At 67.7% G+C, this 18,087-nt stretch carries 11 protein-coding genes and 1 pseudogene; 8 read left to right on the top strand and 4 right to left on the bottom strand.

Annotation, left to right across the window (positions count from 1 at the left end; all coding sequences use genetic code 11):
* The first annotated feature begins 327 nt into the window (after positions 1-327).
* The 6 genes and pseudogenes from scpA (at position 328) to ypfJ (ending at position 9,981) form a co-directional block, all read left to right on the top strand.
* Positions 328-2,487 carry a methylmalonyl-CoA mutase gene (scpA, locus tag G3580_RS17010; RefSeq protein ID WP_173767511.1) on the top strand — a complete coding sequence of 720 codons (2,160 nt, stop codon included), beginning with the start codon at positions 328-330 and terminating at the stop codon, positions 2,485-2,487.
* 56 nt (positions 2,488-2,543) lie between these two features.
* Positions 2,544-3,551, top strand: a complete 1,008-nt coding sequence (gene meaB / locus G3580_RS17005) for a methylmalonyl Co-A mutase-associated GTPase MeaB (protein WP_173767509.1) — start codon at positions 2,544-2,546, stop codon at positions 3,549-3,551.
* A gap of 52 nt (positions 3,552-3,603) precedes the next feature.
* Positions 3,604-5,136, top strand: a complete 1,533-nt coding sequence (locus tag G3580_RS17000) for an acyl-CoA carboxylase subunit beta (RefSeq protein ID WP_173767507.1) — start codon at positions 3,604-3,606, stop codon at positions 5,134-5,136.
* A 72-nt stretch (positions 5,137-5,208) separates the two neighbouring features.
* Positions 5,209-7,197, top strand: coding sequence for an acetyl-CoA carboxylase biotin carboxylase subunit (gene accC / locus G3580_RS16995; RefSeq protein ID WP_173767505.1), 1,989 nt, complete (start codon positions 5,209-5,211; stop codon positions 7,195-7,197).
* 402 nt (positions 7,198-7,599) lie between these two features.
* Positions 7,600-8,976, top strand: a complete 1,377-nt coding sequence (locus G3580_RS16990; RefSeq protein WP_173768867.1) for a KamA family radical SAM protein — start codon at positions 7,600-7,602, stop codon at positions 8,974-8,976.
* A gap of 139 nt (positions 8,977-9,115) precedes the next feature.
* Positions 9,116-9,981, top strand: a pseudogene (gene ypfJ, locus G3580_RS16985) (KPN_02809 family neutral zinc metallopeptidase).
* 7 nt (positions 9,982-9,988) lie between these two features.
* On the opposite strand, the gene G3580_RS16980 reads toward ypfJ, so the two are convergent.
* Complete coding sequence (locus G3580_RS16980) at positions 9,989-11,236, bottom strand: MFS transporter (protein WP_228720700.1); 1,248 nt, start codon at positions 11,234-11,236, stop codon at positions 9,989-9,991.
* Positions 11,237-11,333: 97 nt separating this feature from the next.
* Here G3580_RS16980 and G3580_RS16975 point away from each other — a divergent pair, with 97 nt between their 5' ends.
* Positions 11,334-12,302, top strand: a complete 969-nt coding sequence (locus tag G3580_RS16975; RefSeq protein WP_217424521.1) for a LysR family transcriptional regulator — start codon at positions 11,334-11,336, stop codon at positions 12,300-12,302.
* A 318-nt stretch (positions 12,303-12,620) separates the two neighbouring features.
* Complete coding sequence (locus G3580_RS16970) at positions 12,621-14,303, top strand: methyl-accepting chemotaxis protein (protein ID WP_173767499.1); 1,683 nt, start codon at positions 12,621-12,623, stop codon at positions 14,301-14,303.
* A gap of 69 nt (positions 14,304-14,372) precedes the next feature.
* On the opposite strand, the gene G3580_RS16965 is transcribed toward G3580_RS16970, so the two are convergent.
* The 3 genes from G3580_RS16965 to G3580_RS16955 all read right to left on the bottom strand — a co-directional run bounded on the left by G3580_RS16965 (position 14,373) and on the right by G3580_RS16955 (position 18,064).
* The gene (locus G3580_RS16965; RefSeq protein WP_173767497.1) at positions 14,373-14,849 is read right to left on the bottom strand and encodes a VOC family protein; all 477 of its coding nucleotides are present in this window, start codon (positions 14,847-14,849) and stop codon (positions 14,373-14,375) included.
* Positions 14,850-15,299: 450 nt separating this feature from the next.
* A complete protein-coding gene (locus G3580_RS16960) occupies positions 15,300-16,007 on the bottom strand; it encodes a response regulator transcription factor (protein ID WP_173767495.1) in 708 nt (235 codons plus the stop codon).
* Entirely contained in the window at positions 16,004-18,064 is a 2,061-nt protein-coding gene (locus G3580_RS16955) for a PAS-domain containing protein (protein WP_173767492.1), read from the bottom strand. Before G3580_RS16955 ends, G3580_RS16960 begins: the two co-directional genes overlap by 4 nt.
* Positions 18,065-18,087 lie beyond the last annotated feature (23 nt).

Genomic DNA, 18,087 nt, shown 5'->3' with positions numbered 1-18,087 from the left:
TGATAGCGCGAGTCCGGGGTCTCTTGCATTCATAATTATGGATAAAGTATTATCCGCACCTCGACAAGTCAAGTTTCCGTGCGCTGTCCGAGAATCGAAGGGCGCGAACGCCACACGAGGGTGTTCGTGGAGAGGGAGGGACCTCGCATGGAGCGCCGACGGCCGCCCGCACAGGTGTTGCGGGCGGCCCAGTCGTCGCTATAACAAGAAAGGATCGCGTCTCGACGCGGTGGCCCGGGGTGTCCCGGGCCACGGTCGGGCCTGTTTCAGTTGCGGGCCGCCTGCGGTGACGGGGCGGCGCCCGCCGTGCTACGAAGAGAGGAAACGATGTCCAAGGCCCCCGAATTGCCCCAGGTGACGCTCGCGGATTGGGAGAAGGCGGCAGCCAGACACGCGCCGGGCAACGACCCCGCGGCCTACAACTGGGTGACGCCCGAGGGCATCACCGTCAAGCCGCTGTATACGGCCGAGGACACCCGGGACCTGCCCTACGCCAATACGCTGCCGGGCTTCGAGCCCTTCCTGCGCGGCCCGCAGGCGACCATGTACGCCGGGCGGCCATGGACCATCCGCCAGTACGCCGGCTTCTCCACCGCCGAGGCCTCCAACGCCTTCTACCGCAAGGCGCTGGCCGCGGGCGGGCAGGGCGTGTCCGTGGCCTTCGATCTGGCCACCCACCGCGGCTACGACTCCGACAATCCCCGCGTGACCGGTGACGTGGGCAAGGCCGGCGTGGCCATCGACTCGGTCGAGGACATGAAGATCCTGTTCGACGGCATCCCGCTCGACAAGATCTCGGTGTCCATGACCATGAACGGCGCGGTGCTGCCGATCCTGGCCGGCTACGTGGTGGCGGCAGAAGAGCAGGGCGTGAGCCAGGAGAAACTCTCCGGGACCATTCAGAACGACATCCTCAAGGAGTTCATGGTCCGCAACACCTATATCTATCCGCCCGAGCCCTCGATGAAGATCATCGCGGACATCTTCGAGTACACCTCGACGCACATGCCGCGCTTCAACTCGATCTCCATCTCCGGCTATCACATCCAGGAGGCGGGCGCCAACCAGGCCATCGAGCTGGCGTTCACGCTGGCCGACGGCCTCGAGTACGTGCGCACCGGCATCGCCGCCGGCATGGATGTGGACACCTTCGCCGGCCGCCTGTCCTTCTTCTGGGCGGTGGGCATGAACTTCTATCTGGAGATCGCCAAGATGCGCGCGGCGCGTCTGCTGTGGTGGCGGATCATGAAGCAGTTCAACCCGAAGTCGCCCAAATCCATGATGCTGCGTACCCACTCGCAGACCTCGGGCTGGTCGCTCACCGAGCAGGATCCGTACAACAACGTGATCCGCACCACCATCGAGGCCATGGCGGCCGTGTTCGGCGGCACCCAGTCACTGCACACCAACGCCTTGGACGAGGCCATCGCGCTGCCGACCGAGTTCTCGGCCCGCATTGCCCGCAACACCCAGATCGTCATCCAGGAAGAGACGCACATCACCAGCGTGGTCGACCCCTGGGCCGGTTCCTACATGATGGAAAAGCTCACCCAGGACATGGCCGACACCGCCTGGGCGCTGATCGAGGAAATCGAGGCAATGGGCGGCATGACCAAGGCCGTCGAGTCCGGCTGGGCGAAGATGAAGGTCGAGGAGTGTGCCGCCGAGAAGCAGGCGCGCATCGACTCGGGCAAGGACGTGATCGTTGGCGTGAACAAGTACAAGCTCGCCAAGGAAGATCCGATCGAGATCCTCGACATCGACAACCATGCGGTGCGTGAATCCCAGATCGCCCGTATCAACACCATCCGCGAGACCCGCGATCAGGCCGCCGTCGATGCCGCCCTGGCGGCGCTGACCCGGTGTGCCAAGACCGGCGAAGGCAATCTGCTGGACCTGGCCATCAAGGCCATCCGCCTGCGCGCCACCGTGGGCGAGGTGTCCGATGCGCTCGAATCCGAATGGGGCCGCTACCGGGCCAATCCGCAGGCCGTGTCCGGCGTGTATGCTGCGGTCGTGGAAGACACCGAAGACTGGAAGACCCTCAAGGCCGACATCGACGCCTTCATCGCCGAAGAAGGCCGCCGCCCGCGCATCATGATCGCCAAGCTCGGCCAGGACGGCCACGACCGCGGCGCCAAGGTGGTGGCCTCGGCCTTCGCCGACCTGGGCTTCGACATCGACATCGGCCCGCTCTTCCAGACCCCTGAAGAGGCCGCACGTCATGCGGTCGAGAACGATGTGCATGCGGTCGGCTGCTCCAGCCTTGCCGCCGGGCACAAGACCCTGGTGCCCGAAGTCATCAAGCACCTCGAGGCACAGGGCGCCGACGACATCATCGTGTTCGTGGGCGGCGTCATCCCGGCACAGGACTACGACATGCTCGTCCAGGCCGGCACCAAGGGCATCTTCGGGCCGGGCACGCCGATCCCGAAGGCGGCGCGCGAGGTGCTTGCCGCCATCCGCGAAGCACGCAAGGCGGCCTGATCGGCTAGGATGACAACGGCACGCCGCCCGGCGTGCCTGTCAGCCGTTGCAATGCCATGAACACGCCGCACACGCCCCTCGAACTGCCCGCCACCGACCAGTTGCTGGTCGACGGCGTGCTGGCGCGCCAGCTGCGCCCGCTGGCGCGCACCATCACCCTCATCGAATCGCTGCGCCCGGACCACCGCGCCCGCGCCCGCCGGGTGCTCGAGGCGCTGCTGCCGCACACCGGCGGCGCCATGCGGGTGGGGATCTCGGGGGTGCCGGGGGTGGGCAAGTCCACCTTCATCGAGGCGCTGGGCCTGTATCTGATCGAGCAGGGGCTGCGGGTGGCGGTGCTGGCGGTCGATCCGTCCTCCTCGGTGACCGGCGGCTCCATCCTCGGCGACAAGACGCGCATGGAGCGGCTGTCGCAGAACACGAACGCGTTCATCCGTCCCAGTCCGTCGGCGGGCAGCCTCGGCGGGGTGGCCAGCAAGACCCGCGAGACCCTGCTGGTGTGCGAGGCGGCCGGCTTCGACGTGATCATCGTCGAGACCGTGGGTGTGGGCCAGTCCGAGACCGCCGTCGCCGGCATGACCGACATCTTCTGCCTGCTGCAGCTGCCCAACGCGGGCGACGATCTGCAGGCGATCAAGAAGGGGATCATGGAGCTGGCCGACCTGATCGTGGTGAACAAGGCCGACATCGATCCGCGCCTGGCCATGCTGGCCAAGAGCCAGATCAAATCGGCGCTGGCGATGCTGCGGCACAGCTCGCCCAACTGGGTGCCGCCGGTGCTGACGCTGTCGGCGCTGAAGCAGGACGGCATCGCGCAGTTCTGGGGCGAGATCACGCGCTATCGCGAGACCATGCAGGCCTCGGGCGAGTTCGAGAGCAAGCGCCGCGATCAGGCCCAGGCGTGGATGTGGGAACTGATCGATGCCGGGCTGCGCGAGCGCTTCCGCGAGAACACCTCGGTCAAGCACGAACTGCCCGGCCTGCAGCAGGCGGTGGCGGACGGGCACACGACGCCGGCGGCCGCCGCGCACCGGCTGTTGAAGTATCTGAGTGAAGAGCACTGAGGCCGCGGACGTCGTTCCCGGCCGGGTGAAGATTTCCTAGACGGAGAAAACCATGCAAGAAATCATCCGCCAACTGGAGGAGAAGCGCGAGAAGGCCCGCCTGGGGGGCGGCCAGAAGCGCATCGATTCGCAGCACGCCAAGGGCAAGCTCACGGCGCGCGAGCGCATCGAACTGCTGCTCGACGACGGCAGCTTCGAAGAGTGGGACATGTTCAAGGAGCACCGCTGCACGGATTTCGGCATGGAGCAGAGCCATGTGCCGGGCGACGGCGTGGTGACCGGCTACGGCACCATCAACGGTCGGCTGGTGTTCGTGTTCTCGCAGGACTTCACGGTGTTCGGCGGCTCGCTCTCCGAGACCCACGCCGAGAAGATCTGCAAGGTCATGGACCAGGCCATGAAGGTCGGCGCGCCGGTGATCGGCCTGAACGATTCGGGAGGCGCCCGCATCCAGGAGGGCGTGGCGTCCCTGGGCGGTTACGCCGACGTGTTCCAGCGCAACGTGATGGCCTCCGGCGTGGTGCCGCAGATCTCCCTGATCATGGGGCCCTGCGCCGGCGGTGCGGTGTACAGCCCGGCCATGACCGACTTCATCTGCATGGTGAAGGACTCCTCCTACATGTTCGTGACCGGCCCCGAGGTGGTGAAGACGGTGACCCACGAGGAGGTGACCGCCGAGGAACTGGGCGGTGCCGTCACCCACACCACCAAGTCCGGCGTCGCCGACCTGGCCTTCGAGAACGACGTCGAAGCGCTCATGGTCATCCGTCGCATGATGAGCTACATCCCCTCGAGCAACCGCGAGAAGCCGCCGGTGGTGCCCTGCGAGGATCCGGCCGATCGCCTCGACATGTCTCTCGACACCCTGGTGCCGGGCAACGCCAACCAGCCCTACGACATGAAGGAAGCCATCATCAAGATGGTCGATGACGGCGAATTCTTCGAGCTGCAGCCCGATCACGCCAAGAACATCATCATCGGCTTCGCCCGCATGGAAGGCTCGCCGGTGGGCATCGTCGCCAACCAGCCGCTGGTGCTGGCCGGTTGCCTGGACATCAAGAGTTCCATCAAGGCCGCGCGCTTCGTGCGTTTCTGCGACGCCTTCAACATTCCCGTGGTCACCCTGGTGGACGTGCCGGGCTTCATGCCGGGCACCAGCCAGGAATACGGCGGCATCATCAAGCACGGCGCCAAGCTGCTCTACGCCTACGCCGAGTGCACCGTGCCCAAGGTCACCATCATCACCCGCAAGGCCTATGGCGGTGCCTACGACGTGATGAGTTCCAAGCACCTGCGCGGCGACGTGAACTTCGCCTGGCCGACCGCCGAGATCGCGGTGATGGGCCCGAAGGGGGCCGTGGAGATCATCTTCCGCGAAGAGAAGAACGACCCGGAAAAAATCGCCGGACGCGAGGCCGAATACAAGGCCAAGTTCGCCAACCCGTTCGTGGCCGGTGCCCGCGGCTTCATCGACGACGTGATCATGCCGCACGAGACCCGCAAGCGCGTGTGCCGCTCGCTGGCCATGCTGCGCGACAAGGAGGTCGAGAACCCCTGGCGCAAACACGGCAACATTCCCCTGTAATCGGTGATTCGTGATTAGTCATTGGTGATGCGGTGCGGCAAGGTCGCCCGCTGCACCGGAGGAAATTTGAATATGTTCAAGAAGATTCTGATCGCGAACCGGGGGGAAATCGCCTGCCGGGTGATCAAGACCGCCCGCAAGATGGGCATCGCCACCGTGGCCGTGCATTCCGAGGCCGACAAGGATGCGCTGTTCGTGGACATGGCCGACGAGGCCGTGTGCATCGGGCCGGCCCCGTCGGCCCAGTCCTACCTGGTCATCGACAAGATCATCGCCGCCTGCAAGCAGACCGGCGCCGAGGCGGTGCACCCCGGCTACGGCTTCCTGTCGGAGAACGCCGAGTTCTCGCGCCGCCTGGAAGAAGAAGGCATGAAGTTCATCGGGCCCAAGCACTATTCCGTGGCCAGGATGGGCGACAAGATCGAGTCCAAGAAGCTCGCCATCGACGCCGGGGTCAACACCATTCCGGGCCACAACGACGCCATTTCGGGGCCCGACGAGGCCGTCGAGATCGCGAAGAAGATCGGCTACCCGGTGATGATCAAGGCCTCGGCCGGCGGTGGCGGCAAGGGCCTGCGCGTGGCCTTCAACGACAAGGAGGCCCACGAAGGCTTCTCGTCCTGCGTGAACGAAGCGCGCAACTCCTTCGGCGACGACCGCGTGTTCATCGAGAAATACGTGCTCGAACCGCGCCACATCGAGATCCAGGTGCTGGGCGATGCGCACGGCAACTACGTGTATCTGAACGAGCGCGACTGCTCGATCCAGCGCCGCCACCAGAAGGTGATCGAAGAGGCCCCCAGCCCCTTCGTCGATCCCGAGATGCGCAAGGCCATGGGCGAGCAGGCCGTGGCCCTGGCCCGTGCCGTGAACTATGAATCCGCCGGCACGGTGGAATTCGTGGTGTCCGGCGCCACCAAGGAGTTCTACTTCCTGGAGATGAACACCCGGCTGCAGGTGGAACACCCGGTCACCGAACTGATTACCGGCCTCGACCTGGTCGAGCAGATGATCCGCGTCGCCTACGGCGAGACGCTGCCGCTGACCCAGGACGACGTGAAGATCGATGGGTGGTCCATGGAGTGCCGCATCAACGCCGAAGATCCGTTCCGCGGCTTCCTGCCCTCCACCGGCCGCCTGGTGAAATTCCAGGCGCCGGCCGAAGGCGACGGCGTGCGGGTGGACACCGGCGTGTTCGAGGGCGGCGAGATCTCCATGTTCTACGATTCGATGATCGCCAAGCTCATCGTGCACGGGGCCGACCGCGCCGACGCCATCCGCCGCATGCGCGACGCCCTCAACGGCTTCGTGATCCGCGGCATCAGCTCGAACATCCCGTTCCAGGCCGCGCTGCTGCAACACCCCCGTTTCTGCTCGGGCAACTTCAACACCGGCTTTATCGCCGAAGAGTATCCGGACGGCTTCGATGCCTCCATGGTGCCGCACGACGATCCCGCGCTGCTCGCAGCGGTCGCCACCTTCGCGCGCATGCGCTACATCGGCCGCGCGGTGCAGATCGACGGCCAGATGCCCGGCCATGGCCGCCGGGTGGTGCACGACCTCGTGGTCATGATGGGCGGCGCGCAATACCCGGTGTCGGTCGATCCCGTCCCGGGCGGCATGCGCATCACCCAGGCCGACAAGGTCTACGAGATCGTCTCCGACTGGAGCTTCCGCGACCTGCTCTTTACCGGCACGGTCAATGGCGAGCCGATCTGCCTGCAGATCGAGCGGCGCAACCTCAAGTTCCTCATCTCGCACTTCGGCCTGCAGGTGGAAGCCATGGTGCATACCCAGACCGGCGCCGCCATGCAGGCGCTGATGCCGGAGAAGCTGCCGCCCGATCTGTCCAAGTTCCTGCTCTCGCCCATGCCGGGCCTGCTGCGCGAGGTGGCCGTGGCCGAGGGGCAGGAAGTGAAGGCCGGCGAGAAGCTGGCGGTCATCGAGGCCATGAAGATGGAAAACGTGCTCAAGGCCGACTCCGACTGCGTGGTCAAGAAGGTCCTCGCCAGCCCCGGCGCCAGCCTGAGCGTGGACGAGGTCATCGTCGAGTTCGAATGACCTTGTCGAGCCTTTGCGAGGTCGATGGGGAGGGAGACCCGCCGCTGCGGTGACGGGACCTTGTCGAACTCCGTAAAGCCCGCTTCGGCGGGCTTTTTTTCGTCCTGGGCGCGCGCTGAAGCCTTCTGAGGGGCGCGCGGAATTTGCCTAAATTGATTTTGTGCAATAACATTGGTGGGCTAACTCCCGGTCGTCACCTCGCCAAGAAGGGTGCGACGATTCCTTGGCAGCCGCCCGCGCCAGCTCGAGCGCCACCCAATCCGGCGCTGCCACAACCGATTCAGCATGCCCGACGCAAGCGATCGATCGCCTGCGGGCATCGCTGACGCCGCCTGCAGCCCGCAACGCGGCGGCCTTAGCCGATAAGGAGGACAGCCGATGCAACAGCAGGCTCAGAAACCGATGCAGCAGTGGCCGTTACACGCGCTCGACGGGGGCTACGAAAACGTGCCCTTCAAGGTCTTCACGCAGCGCGATCTGGACCGGATCGAACCGCTGCAAACACTGCCCGAGGCCATGCGCTTCGAGATGAAAGTCGTCTCGACCGTGCTGCCCTTCCGGGTCAATCAATACGTCATCGACGAGCTGATCGACTGGTCCAATATTCCGGCCGACCCGATCTTCCAGCTCACCTTTCCCCAGCGCGGCATGCTCGCGCCGGAGCATTACGATCGCATCGCCGCCCTGCTCGAAGCGGGTGCCGACAAGGCCACGCTCAACGCGGCGGTGGACGAGGTGCGCCACGCGCTCAATCCGCATCCGGCGGACCAGATGGAAATGAACATGCCGCGCGACGAGGAGGGCAACCGCCTCGACGGCATCCAGCACAAGTACCGCGAAACCGTGCTGTTCTTCCCCAGCCAGGGGCAGACCTGTCACGCCTACTGCACCTTCTGCTTCCGCTGGGCGCAGTTCGTGGGCGACAAGGAGTTGCGCATCGCCGCCTCCGAGGCCAGCACCCTGCACAACTACCTCAAGCGCCACACCGAGGTCACCGACCTGCTGTTCACCGGCGGCGACCCGATGGTGATGAAGACCAAGCACCTGAAGGCCTACCTGGAACCCCTGCTCGAACCGGAGTTCGACCACATCCAGACCATCCGCATCGGCACCAAGGCGCTCACCTTCTGGCCGCATCGCTTCCTCGGTGCCGACGACGCCGGCGAGCTGATCGAGCTGCTCCAGCGCATGGTGCGTGCCGGCAAGCATGTGGCCGTGATGGCGCACTACAACCACTGGAAGGAACTCGACACCGAGGCGGCCCGCGAGGCGATCCGCTCGATCCGTTCCACCGGTGCCCAGATCCGTGCCCAGGGACCGCTGATCGCGCACATCAACGACGACCCCGACGTGTGGGCCAAGATGTGGAAGATGCAGGTCAAGCTCGGCATCATTCCGTATTACATGTTCGTCGAGCGTGACACCGGCGCCCGCGGTTACTTCGAGGTGCCTCTCGAGCGCGCCTGGGAGATCTACCGGCAGGCCATGCAGCGGGTGTCCGGTCTGGCGCGGACCGCGCGCGGTCCGTCCATGTCCGCCAGCCCGGGCAAGGTGGAGATCCAGGGCGTGACCGAGATCAACGGCGAGAAGGTGTTCGCGCTGCGCTTCATCCAGGGGCGCAACCCCGACTGGGTGCAGCGCCCGTTCTTCGCCAAGTACAACCCCGACGCGACCTGGCTGAACCACCTCGAACCGGCGTTCGGGGAGGCCAAGTTCTTCTTCGAGGACGAGTACGAGGCGATCCGCGAGGGCAAGCTGGCCGCGGCCACCGAGGCCTGAGCGAGCGCCTGCGCATACAAGGGCCCGCCGATTCGGCGGGCCTTTTTTGTGTCGGGATGCAAGGCGACGGCCATCCCGACCACGGCAAGCCCGCGTGACTGTGCCAGAATCCGCTCAGGTCAGACTGAGGAGGCAGGCCATGCGATTCGACAACGGGCGGGAGAGCGACAACGTCGAGGATCGTCGCGGGTCCGGATCCGGGGCGGCGGCATGCGCTTGGGGCGCGGCAAGATCGGTCTGGGCACCATCGTGCTGGCCCTGGTCGCCATGTACTTTGGCGTCGATCCGAGCGTCGTGCTCAATGGCGGTCTCGGCGGCGGCACCATGGTGGCCGACGCGCCGGGCCGGCCGGTGCCGGCCGATGATGCCGAGGCCCGGTTCGTCTCCATGGTGCTGGCCGACACCGAAGACACCTGGCACGCCATCTTCGCGAACGGGGGCGCGCGCTACGTGGAGCCCAGGCTGGTGCTGTTCAGCGGCGCCACCCGCACTGCCTGTGGCCTTGGCCAGGCGGCGATGGGCCCGTTCTACTGTCCGCAGGACCAGAAGGTCTATATTGACCTGTCCTTCTATGATGAACTGCGTTCCCGCTTCCGGGCGCCGGGCGATTTCGCCCAGGCCTATGTGATCGCCCACGAGGTGGGCCATCACGTGCAGCACCTGCTCGGCATCTCGGAGAAGGTGCAGCAGGCCCGCCAGCGCCTCTCCGAAGCGCAGGGCAACCAGCTGTCGGTGCGCCTCGAACTGCAGGCGGACTGCTTCTCCGGTGTCTGGGCCCACCACGCCGATCGCGCCCGGCAGGTGCTCGAAGCCGGCGACGTGGAAGAGGCCCTCACGGCCGCCGCCGCCATCGGTGACGACCGCCTGCAGAAGCAGGCCCAGGGCTACGCGGTACCCGACAGCTTCACCCATGGCAGCTCCGCCCAGCGGGTGCGCTGGTTCAAGCGCGGCCTCGAGAGCGGTTCGCTGAAAAGCTGCGATACCTTCGCCGCGGGCAGCCTCTGAGCCGCCTTCAGCGTGCCGCGCGACGGGCGGCGCCGAGGCGGATGAGGAAGGCGGCGAAGGCGGCGGTGGCGGCCATCGCGGTCACCGCGATCCAGCCCCACAGGCCCAGCAGGACGCTGCCCAGCGCCGAGCCGAGCGCCATGCCGATGAACATGCCGCCGAGCAGGATGGCGTTGAGCCGGCTGCGCGCTTCGGGCTCGAGGCCGTAGACGATGGTCTGGTGGGCGATCAGCGTGGACTGGACGCCGAGATCGAAGCCGACCGTCGCGATCGCCAGCACCCACAGCTGCGGGTGCGGCGCGAGCAGGGCGCCCGCCGACATCAGCACGAACGACGCGGCGGTGATGGCGGTGCCGACACGGGTCACCGTCTGCGGGCCGCGCCGGTCCGCCAGATGGCCGGCGATCGGGGCGATCAGCGCACCGGCCGCGCCGGCCAGCCCGAAGGCGCCGGCCACGGCGCTGCCCAGGTGGAAGGGCGCCTCGTGCAGCATCACCGCCAGGGTGGACCAGAAGGCGCTGAACGCCAGGGCGAGCAGCCCCTGCGCCAGGGTGGCCGTGCGCAGGGCGGGGTGCCGGCGCAGCAGCTCGAGGAGCGAGGCCATGAGCGCCCGGTAGGGCAGGGTCGTGGTCGGAGCGATGTGCGGCAGCGCGCGCCACATGGTGATGCCGGTGACCGCCATGCTCACCGCGGCGAGCATGAACACCGAGCGCCAGCCGAACTGCTCGGCGATCAGGCCGCTGAACACCCGCGAGAGCAGGATGCCCAGCAGCAGCCCGGTCATCACCGTGCCGACGATGCGGCCGCGCTGGTGGTCGTGGGCGAGGGTGGCGGCGGCCGGCACGATGTCCTGGGCGAGGGTGGCCGCCAGGCCGATGCCCAGGCTGGCCACCAGCAGCACGGGCAGCGCCGAGGCCATGCCGAAGGCCAGCAGCGACACCACCAGCGCAATCGCCTTGACGAGGATGATCAGGCGCCGGTCGTGGCGATCCCCCAGCGGGGCCAGAAAGAGGATGCCAAGGGCGTAGCCCAGCTGCGTCAGCGTGGGGATGGCGCCGACCGCGCGGGCGCTCAGCCCCAGGTCGGCGGTGAGGACGCCGAGCAGCGGCTGGGCGTAATACAGGCAGGCCACGCCGAGGCCGGTGGCGGTGGCCATCATCAGCACCAGGCGATGGGACGGCGCGGTGTCGGGGGTGGCCACGTCGACGTCCCCGGCGTTGGCGGGCGCGCAGCAGGTGGATGAATTCGAGGACATGTCCGGCTCCGTGGGGGTTGGGCTTGGCTCGGATTGTCGTCCCCGCCGCGATGTGTCGGTAGTATGCTGGCGCGAAGATGGTTTATACGGATTTTGTATGAAGCCGATTCGATCGCATGTATCCGGTGCCTCCGCCGTGCCCGCCAACACGGCCGGTCCGGGGGGGCGCATCGACCTGATGCACACCTTCGTACGCATCGTCGAGGCCGGCAGTCTCACGGCCGCCGCGCAGCAACTGGAAACCACCCAGCCCACCGTCAGCCGGCGCCTCAAGGCGCTGGAGCGATCGCTTGGCGTGCGCCTGCTGCAACGCTCCACCCATCGCATGCGCCTGACCGAAGACGGTGAGCGCTGCTACCGGAACGCTCGCGAGCTGCTCGACCGCTGGGACAGCTTCGAGGCCGAACTGCGGGGCGCGCACGAGGCGCCCGCAGGGGTGTTGCGGGTGTTGGCGCCGCACGCCTTCGGCCAGGCGCGTCTGGTCGAACCGCTGGCGCGCTATCTGAACGCCTATCCGGGCATGCGCGTCGAGTGGCTGCTGCATGACGACCGGGCCATCGACAACTTCATCGGGGCGGGCATCGACTGCGCGATCCGGGTGGGTGAGGTGAGCGATCCGGAGCTGGTGTCGATCCGTCTGGCCGAAGTCCCCCGCATCGTGGTCGCCGCGCCCGCCTTGCTCGCCGGTCGCCCCCCGCTGGAGACGGCGCACGACCTGCGGCCCCTGCCGTGGATCTCGCTGGGGACCTACTACCGGACCCGGGCGACCTTGCACCACGCGCCATCGGGCCGCGCCTGCACCCTGAACTTCACCCCGCGGCTGGTCACCGACAGCCTGTACGCCCTGCGCAGTGCCGCGCTCGCCGGGCTCGGGGTGTGCATCGGCTCGGCCTGGGTGTTCGCCGAAGATCTGGCCGCCGGGCGTCTGGTCCGGCTGGTGCCGGACTGGCGCGCCGAGCCCTTGCCGGTGCACCTGGTGTATCGCTACGCGCCGCACTATCCGGCGCGGCTGCGCTGCTTCGTGGACGTGTTCCGCGAGGCGCTGCCCGCCGTCATCGACGCCTGATCGGCGGCACCGGCTGGCGATGCCATCCGGTTAGGGTAATTGCGAGATTATTCTAAAGTGTCGACAAAAAGATCCCGTAAGAGCTTGCAGGCCTCGAGGCCTGGCCGGAGCCATCCGGACCTTGCAGCCCCGTGACAACCGCGCCCCGGAGAGGGGGCGCACCGTGGCCGTCACGTGGCGCTGATAACGATCCAATTATAAAAAATCGAGATTCGCCGAGCGGGCAACCAAGCATCGTTTCCACGATCGCCTGGTGCCGCTGCGCGTATCCGTTGCCGCGTCGACGGCTGTGACAACGAGAAGGAGACATATCGCATGATGGCTGTCATGAAAAAGGGGAGTGGCCTGTTTTCCCGGCTGCGCATCTCCCATCGCATTGCCTACATCACCACATTTTCAATCGTGCTGTACCTCGTCGCGGCCGTGATCGGATGGCTCGGCCTGCATGCCGCCAGCGCGTCGTTGCGCACGGTCTATGAAGACCGGGCCAAACCCATGCAGGAGCTGGCCCAGATCGAAGCCAACATCCGCGAGGACAGCGTCAACATCCTGTTCGCCTTCGAGAACGCCCCGGGCCGGCCCGCCTCGGGCCTGCTCGACGATTCGCTCAACACCCTCACCCAGGCCGTCCATGACAACCACGCGGCCTTCGACAGCCTGTGGCAGGCCTACATGTCGAGCGCCCACACCGCGGAGGAAGAGAAGCTGGTGGCGGTGTTCCTGGACAAGCATGCCGCCTGGCGCGCGAAGCTCGATGCCACGCTCACGCAGATCGAGGGGCGCAAGCTCAACGACACCGTGGGGCTGCTCAACTTCCTCTACGCCGTGCGCGAGGAACGCCAGGCCGCGCTCGATGCGCTCAACCAGCTCATGGCCTACCAGGCCAGCGTCGCCCAGCGCGAGTATCAGGCGGCGGACGAGCGCTACACCGTGAGTCGGGTGCTGCTGGTGGTGTTCTTCGTGCTCAGTGGCCTGTTCGTCGGCCTCCCGGCGGTGCTGACCTGGAAGTACATCACCCGCAGCCTGCGCCGGGCCGGCGATGCCGCCTCGGCCATCGCCGACGGGGATCTGGTGACCACCATCGAGCATTCGGGCACGGACGAGATCGGCGAGCTCATGGGGCGGCTCGCGCGCATGCGTGGGGCCCTGCACGACCTGGTCGCCGCCATCCGCGGCAACGTCGAGTCGCTCAGCCGCCAGGCGGACGAACTGTCGTCGGCGGCCGGCACCAGCGCCTCGGCCATCGAAAGCCAGTCGCAGGCGGCTTCGAGCATGGCGGCGGCGGTCGAGCAGTTGTCGGTGTCCATCGACCAGGTGGGCGACAACGCCCGCGAGGCGCACAGCGTGAGCCAGAACTCGAGCGTGCAGGCGGCCGAGGGCGGGCGCATCATCCACGACACCGCCGGCGAGATGCAGCGGGTCGCCGACGCGGTGAACAACACCGCCGGCACGATTCGCGAGCTCGAGCAGTTCTCCACCCAGATCTCGGGCATCGTTCAGGTGATCAAGGAGATCTCCGACCAGACCAACCTGCTCGCGCTCAATGCCGCCATCGAGGCGGCGCGGGCGGGCGAGCAGGGGCGCGGCTTCGCCGTGGTGGCCGACGAGGTGCGCAAGCTCGCCGAGCGCACCAGCATCTCCACCCAGGAGATCAGCGAGGTCATCGACAAGATCCAGGAAGGCACCCAGGGCGCCGTGCGCGAGATGGAGGCCGGTGTGGCGCGGGTCACCGAAGGGGTCCAGGTGGCCAACCAGGCCGGCGATTCGGTGAGCACGCTGCAGGAATCCGCCGAGCGCGCCGCCGCCGTGGTGGAGAACATCTCCCGCGCCCTGAGCGAGCAGACCGCCGCCGCGCGCGATGTGGCACGCAAGGTGGACACCATCGCCCAGAGCACCGAGCAGAACAACCGCACGGTGCAGAAGACCGCCGCTTCGGCGCGGGCGCTGGCGGAGCTCTCCAGCGAGCTGTCGGGGCTGGCGGGGCGCTTCCGGATCAGCTGATCCGGCGGCGGCCATCGTTCAATCACAAAGGCGCCCCGCGGGGCGCCTTTGTCGTCGTGCCGTCCGGCCTCAGCCCGCCAGTTTGGCGAAGGCCTCGACCACCTCGGGCGGGGCCTGCACCAGCTCGATCAGCACGCCCTCGCCGCCGACGGGGAATTCGTCGTTGGCCTTGGGGTGCAGGAAGCAGATGTCGAAGCCCGCGGCGCCCTTGCGGATGCCGCCCGGGGCGAAGCGTACGCCCTCGGCGGTGAGCCACTCCACCGCCGCCGGCAGGTCGTCGATCCACAGCCCCACATGGTTGAGCGGGGTGGTGTGCACCGCCGGCTTCTTGTCCGGGTCGAGCGGCTGCATGAGGTCCACCTCCACCTTGAACGGCCCCGTGCCCATGGCGCAGATGTCCTCGTCCACGTTCTCGCGTTCGGAGACGAAGTTGCCGGTGATGTCGAGGCCGAGCTTGTCCACCCACAGGGTCTTGAGGCGATCCTTGCTCGGACCGCCGATGGCGATTTGCTGGATGCCGAGCACCTTGAAAGGACGCTGGGTCATGGGAGCCTCCGTGAATTAATAATCCATAATTATGGCTTGGCGGTGGGCCGGCTGTCGAGCGGTGTGTGGTCAGGGGGATGTCGATCGGTGGTCGGCATGGCGGGGGCTGCTGTGGGCGTGGCGTTGGCCGGGTGCGGGGCGATGGAGGTCGGTCGGCGGAAGCGGGGTGCCATGGTGGTCGGGCGATCCCGGATTCCGCTTCGCTGCAGCCGGGCGACGTGGCGGGCGGGCACGGTGTGGACCGCATGCGGTCTGCTCGAGGCGGGTATTCGGGAGCGATGTGCCATGGGGGCGGGTGGCCCCGGATTTCGCTGCGCTGCATCCGGGCTACGGCCTTCGTGTGGACCGGTCGGGTGAGGGGGGCGGCGCGCCACGGCACCCCGGTTCACCGTCTCGCCGGGTGGGTGCGCGCTGCTCGATCGGGTCTGCCGACTGACGCCGGGCGTGGATTCAGTCCCAGCGCACCGTGGTGGCGAACAGGTAGCCGGCGCCGTACACCGTCTTGATCAGGCGCGGGTTCTGCGGGTCGTCCTCGAGCTTGCGGCGCAGGCGCGAGATGCGCACGTCCACCGAGCGGTCGTAGGGGTCGATGTCGCGTTCGCCGATGAGCTGTTCGCGCGAGAGGATGCGGTTGGGGTTGCGCAGCAGCGCCTGCAGCATGCTCGCCTCGGTGGCGGAGACGCCGACCTCGCGGCCGTCGGGGGCGATGAGCAGGTGGCGGCCGGCCTCGAAGCGCCAGTCGCCGAAGCGGGCGACGCCGGGCGTGGCCTGCGTGTCGGGGGCGCCGCTGCGCAGGTAGCGGCGCAGGATGGAGCGCACCCGCGCCACCAGCTCGCGCGGCTCGAAGGGCTTGGCCAGGTAGTCGTCGGCGCCCAGTTCCAGGCCCAGCACCCGGTCCATCACGTCGTTGCGGCCGGTGAGGATGAGCACCGCGCAGGGGGTCGCCTGCTGCAGCTGGCGGATCACCTCCATGCCGTCCATGTCGGGCAGGCCCAGGTCCACGATGGCCAGGTCGGGGCTCTGGCGCCGTGCCTGCTCGAGGCCGCGGCGGCCGGTGGCCGCGTGTTCGGTGACGAAGCCATAGCCGTCGAGGGCCTGGGTGATGAGGCGGGCGATGTCCGGCTCGTCTTCGATGATGAGGATGCGCGCGTGGCTCATGCGGGCGATTCTACGTCGGAGAGCAGGGTGTCGAGGGTGCGTTCGAGCACGGTTCGATCGAAGGGTTTGCGCAGGATGGGCACGTCCAGGTCCTGCACGTCGCTGATGGCCTGGCCGCTGGCATAGCCGGTGATCAGCAGCACCGGCAGGTCGGGCCGGCGCAGGCGCGCGAACTGCACCAGCTCGCGCCCGCCGATGCCGCCGGGCATGACCGTGTCGGAGATGAGCAGGCCGATGTCCGGCACATGTTCGAGCATGCTCTCGGCCTCGACGCCGTTGTCGGCCTCGATCACCGGATAGCCCAGGTCGGTGAGCTGCATGCGGATGATCTTGCGCACCTCGGGCTCGTCCTCCACCAGCAGCACCGGGCGCTGCACCGGGGCGCGGGTGCGCTCACCGCGCCGGGGCGCGGGCGCCTCGGGGGCCGGCGCCTCGGTGCGCGGGAGCACGAAGGTGACGGTGGTGCCACGCTCGGGCGTGCTGCGCACGCGGATGTTGCCGCCCGACTGGCGCACGAAGCCATACACCATCGACAGCCCGAGCCCCGAGCCCTGGCCGAAGGGCTTGGTGGTGACGAACGGTTCGAACACCCGCGGCAGCAGCTCGGCGGCGATGCCGGTGCCCGAGTCGCTCACGTCGATCTGCACGTAGTCGCCCACCGGCAGCTCGACCAGCATGGACTGGCTCTCGGGGATGTGGCGCTCGCCCACGCTGATGGTCAGGCTGCCGCCACCGGGCATGGCGTCGCGGGCGTTGAGGGCGAGGTTGAGGAGGGCGTTTTCCAGCTGATGCGGGTCCACATGGGCGTACAGCGGGGAGTCGGGCAGGCGCGTGTGGATGTGGATGGACTCGGTCAGCGAGCGGCTGATCAGGTGGGTCATGTCGCGCACCCGCTGGCCCACGTCCACCGCGGTGGGCTCCAGCGTCTGCCGGCGCGAGAAGGTCAGCAGCCGGCGGATCAGCTCGGCGCCACGCTGCGCGGCGCGCAGGGCCGGATCCAGGTAGTCGCCGGCCACGCCGTCGCCGCAGCGTTCGCGGGCCGCCTCCAGGTTGCCCATGATGATGGTGAGCAGGTTGTTGAAGTCGTGTGCGAGCCCGCCGGTGAGCTGGCCGACCGCCTCCATCTTCTGCGCCTGCACCAGGGCCGCCTCGCTGGCCTTCTGCTCGGTGATGTCGATGGAGAGCACGAAGAAGCCGGCCACCGCGCCGTCCTCGCCCACCTCGGGCACCACCACGCTGCGCGCGTAGACCTTGCGGCCATGCTCGCCCTCGCGCACGTATTCGTAGCTGACCCGCTCGCCGCCGGTGGCGCGCGCCAGATGGGGCGCGATCTGGGCATAGGCCTCGGGGCCGAACACGCTGGCGATGCTGCGCCCCACCAGCGCGTCCTTGTCGATGCCGAACCACTCGGCGTAGCCCTTGTTCACGAACTGGTAGACCTGCTGCGCATCCACGTAGGCCACCAGCGCCGGGATGGAGTCGATGATGGTCTGCAGGCGCGCCTCGCTGCGGCCCAGCGCCGCGGCGATGTCGTCCAGCTCGGTCTTGGCCGAGAGCAGCTCGGCGGTGCGTTCGCGCACGCGCGACTCGAGCAGCACGTTCTGCTGCTGGATCAGGGTCTCGTAGCGCCGCTGCTCGGTGATGTCGGTCCACAGGGAGACGAAGCCCAGGTTCGGGATCGGCACCCCGCGGATCGCCAGCACTGTGCCGTTGGGGCGGGTGCGTTCGGCGTAGTGGGGCTCGAAGGCGCGCACCGAGGCCATGCGCAGGGCGACCTGTTGATCGGGGTCGCCCTCGCCGTACTCGCCGCGCTCGGCATTGAAGCGCACGAAGGCCTCGAAGGGCGTGCCCACCTGCATGAGCGACTCGGGCATGTCGAGCAGGCGCACCATGGCCTTGTTCCAGGTCACCAGCTTGGGTGTCGCGTCGAACACGGCGATGGCCTGGTCGAGCAGATCGAGGCCGGCCAGGAGCAGATCGTAGCGGCGCAGGTTCTCCGGCGTGCGGATCGGCGCGGGCGGCGTTTGCGGCGGGGGCGGGGCGGGTTGTCGAGCCATCGCGTGATTTAACCTCAGGCGGG

It is taken from the genome of Nitrogeniibacter mangrovi, assembly GCF_010983895.1.
Classification (GTDB): Bacteria; Pseudomonadota; Gammaproteobacteria; order Burkholderiales; family Rhodocyclaceae; genus Nitrogeniibacter; species Nitrogeniibacter mangrovi.
Note: the sequence above shows the minus strand (reverse complement) of the source record. Positions and strands in the feature narration are given on the sequence as shown.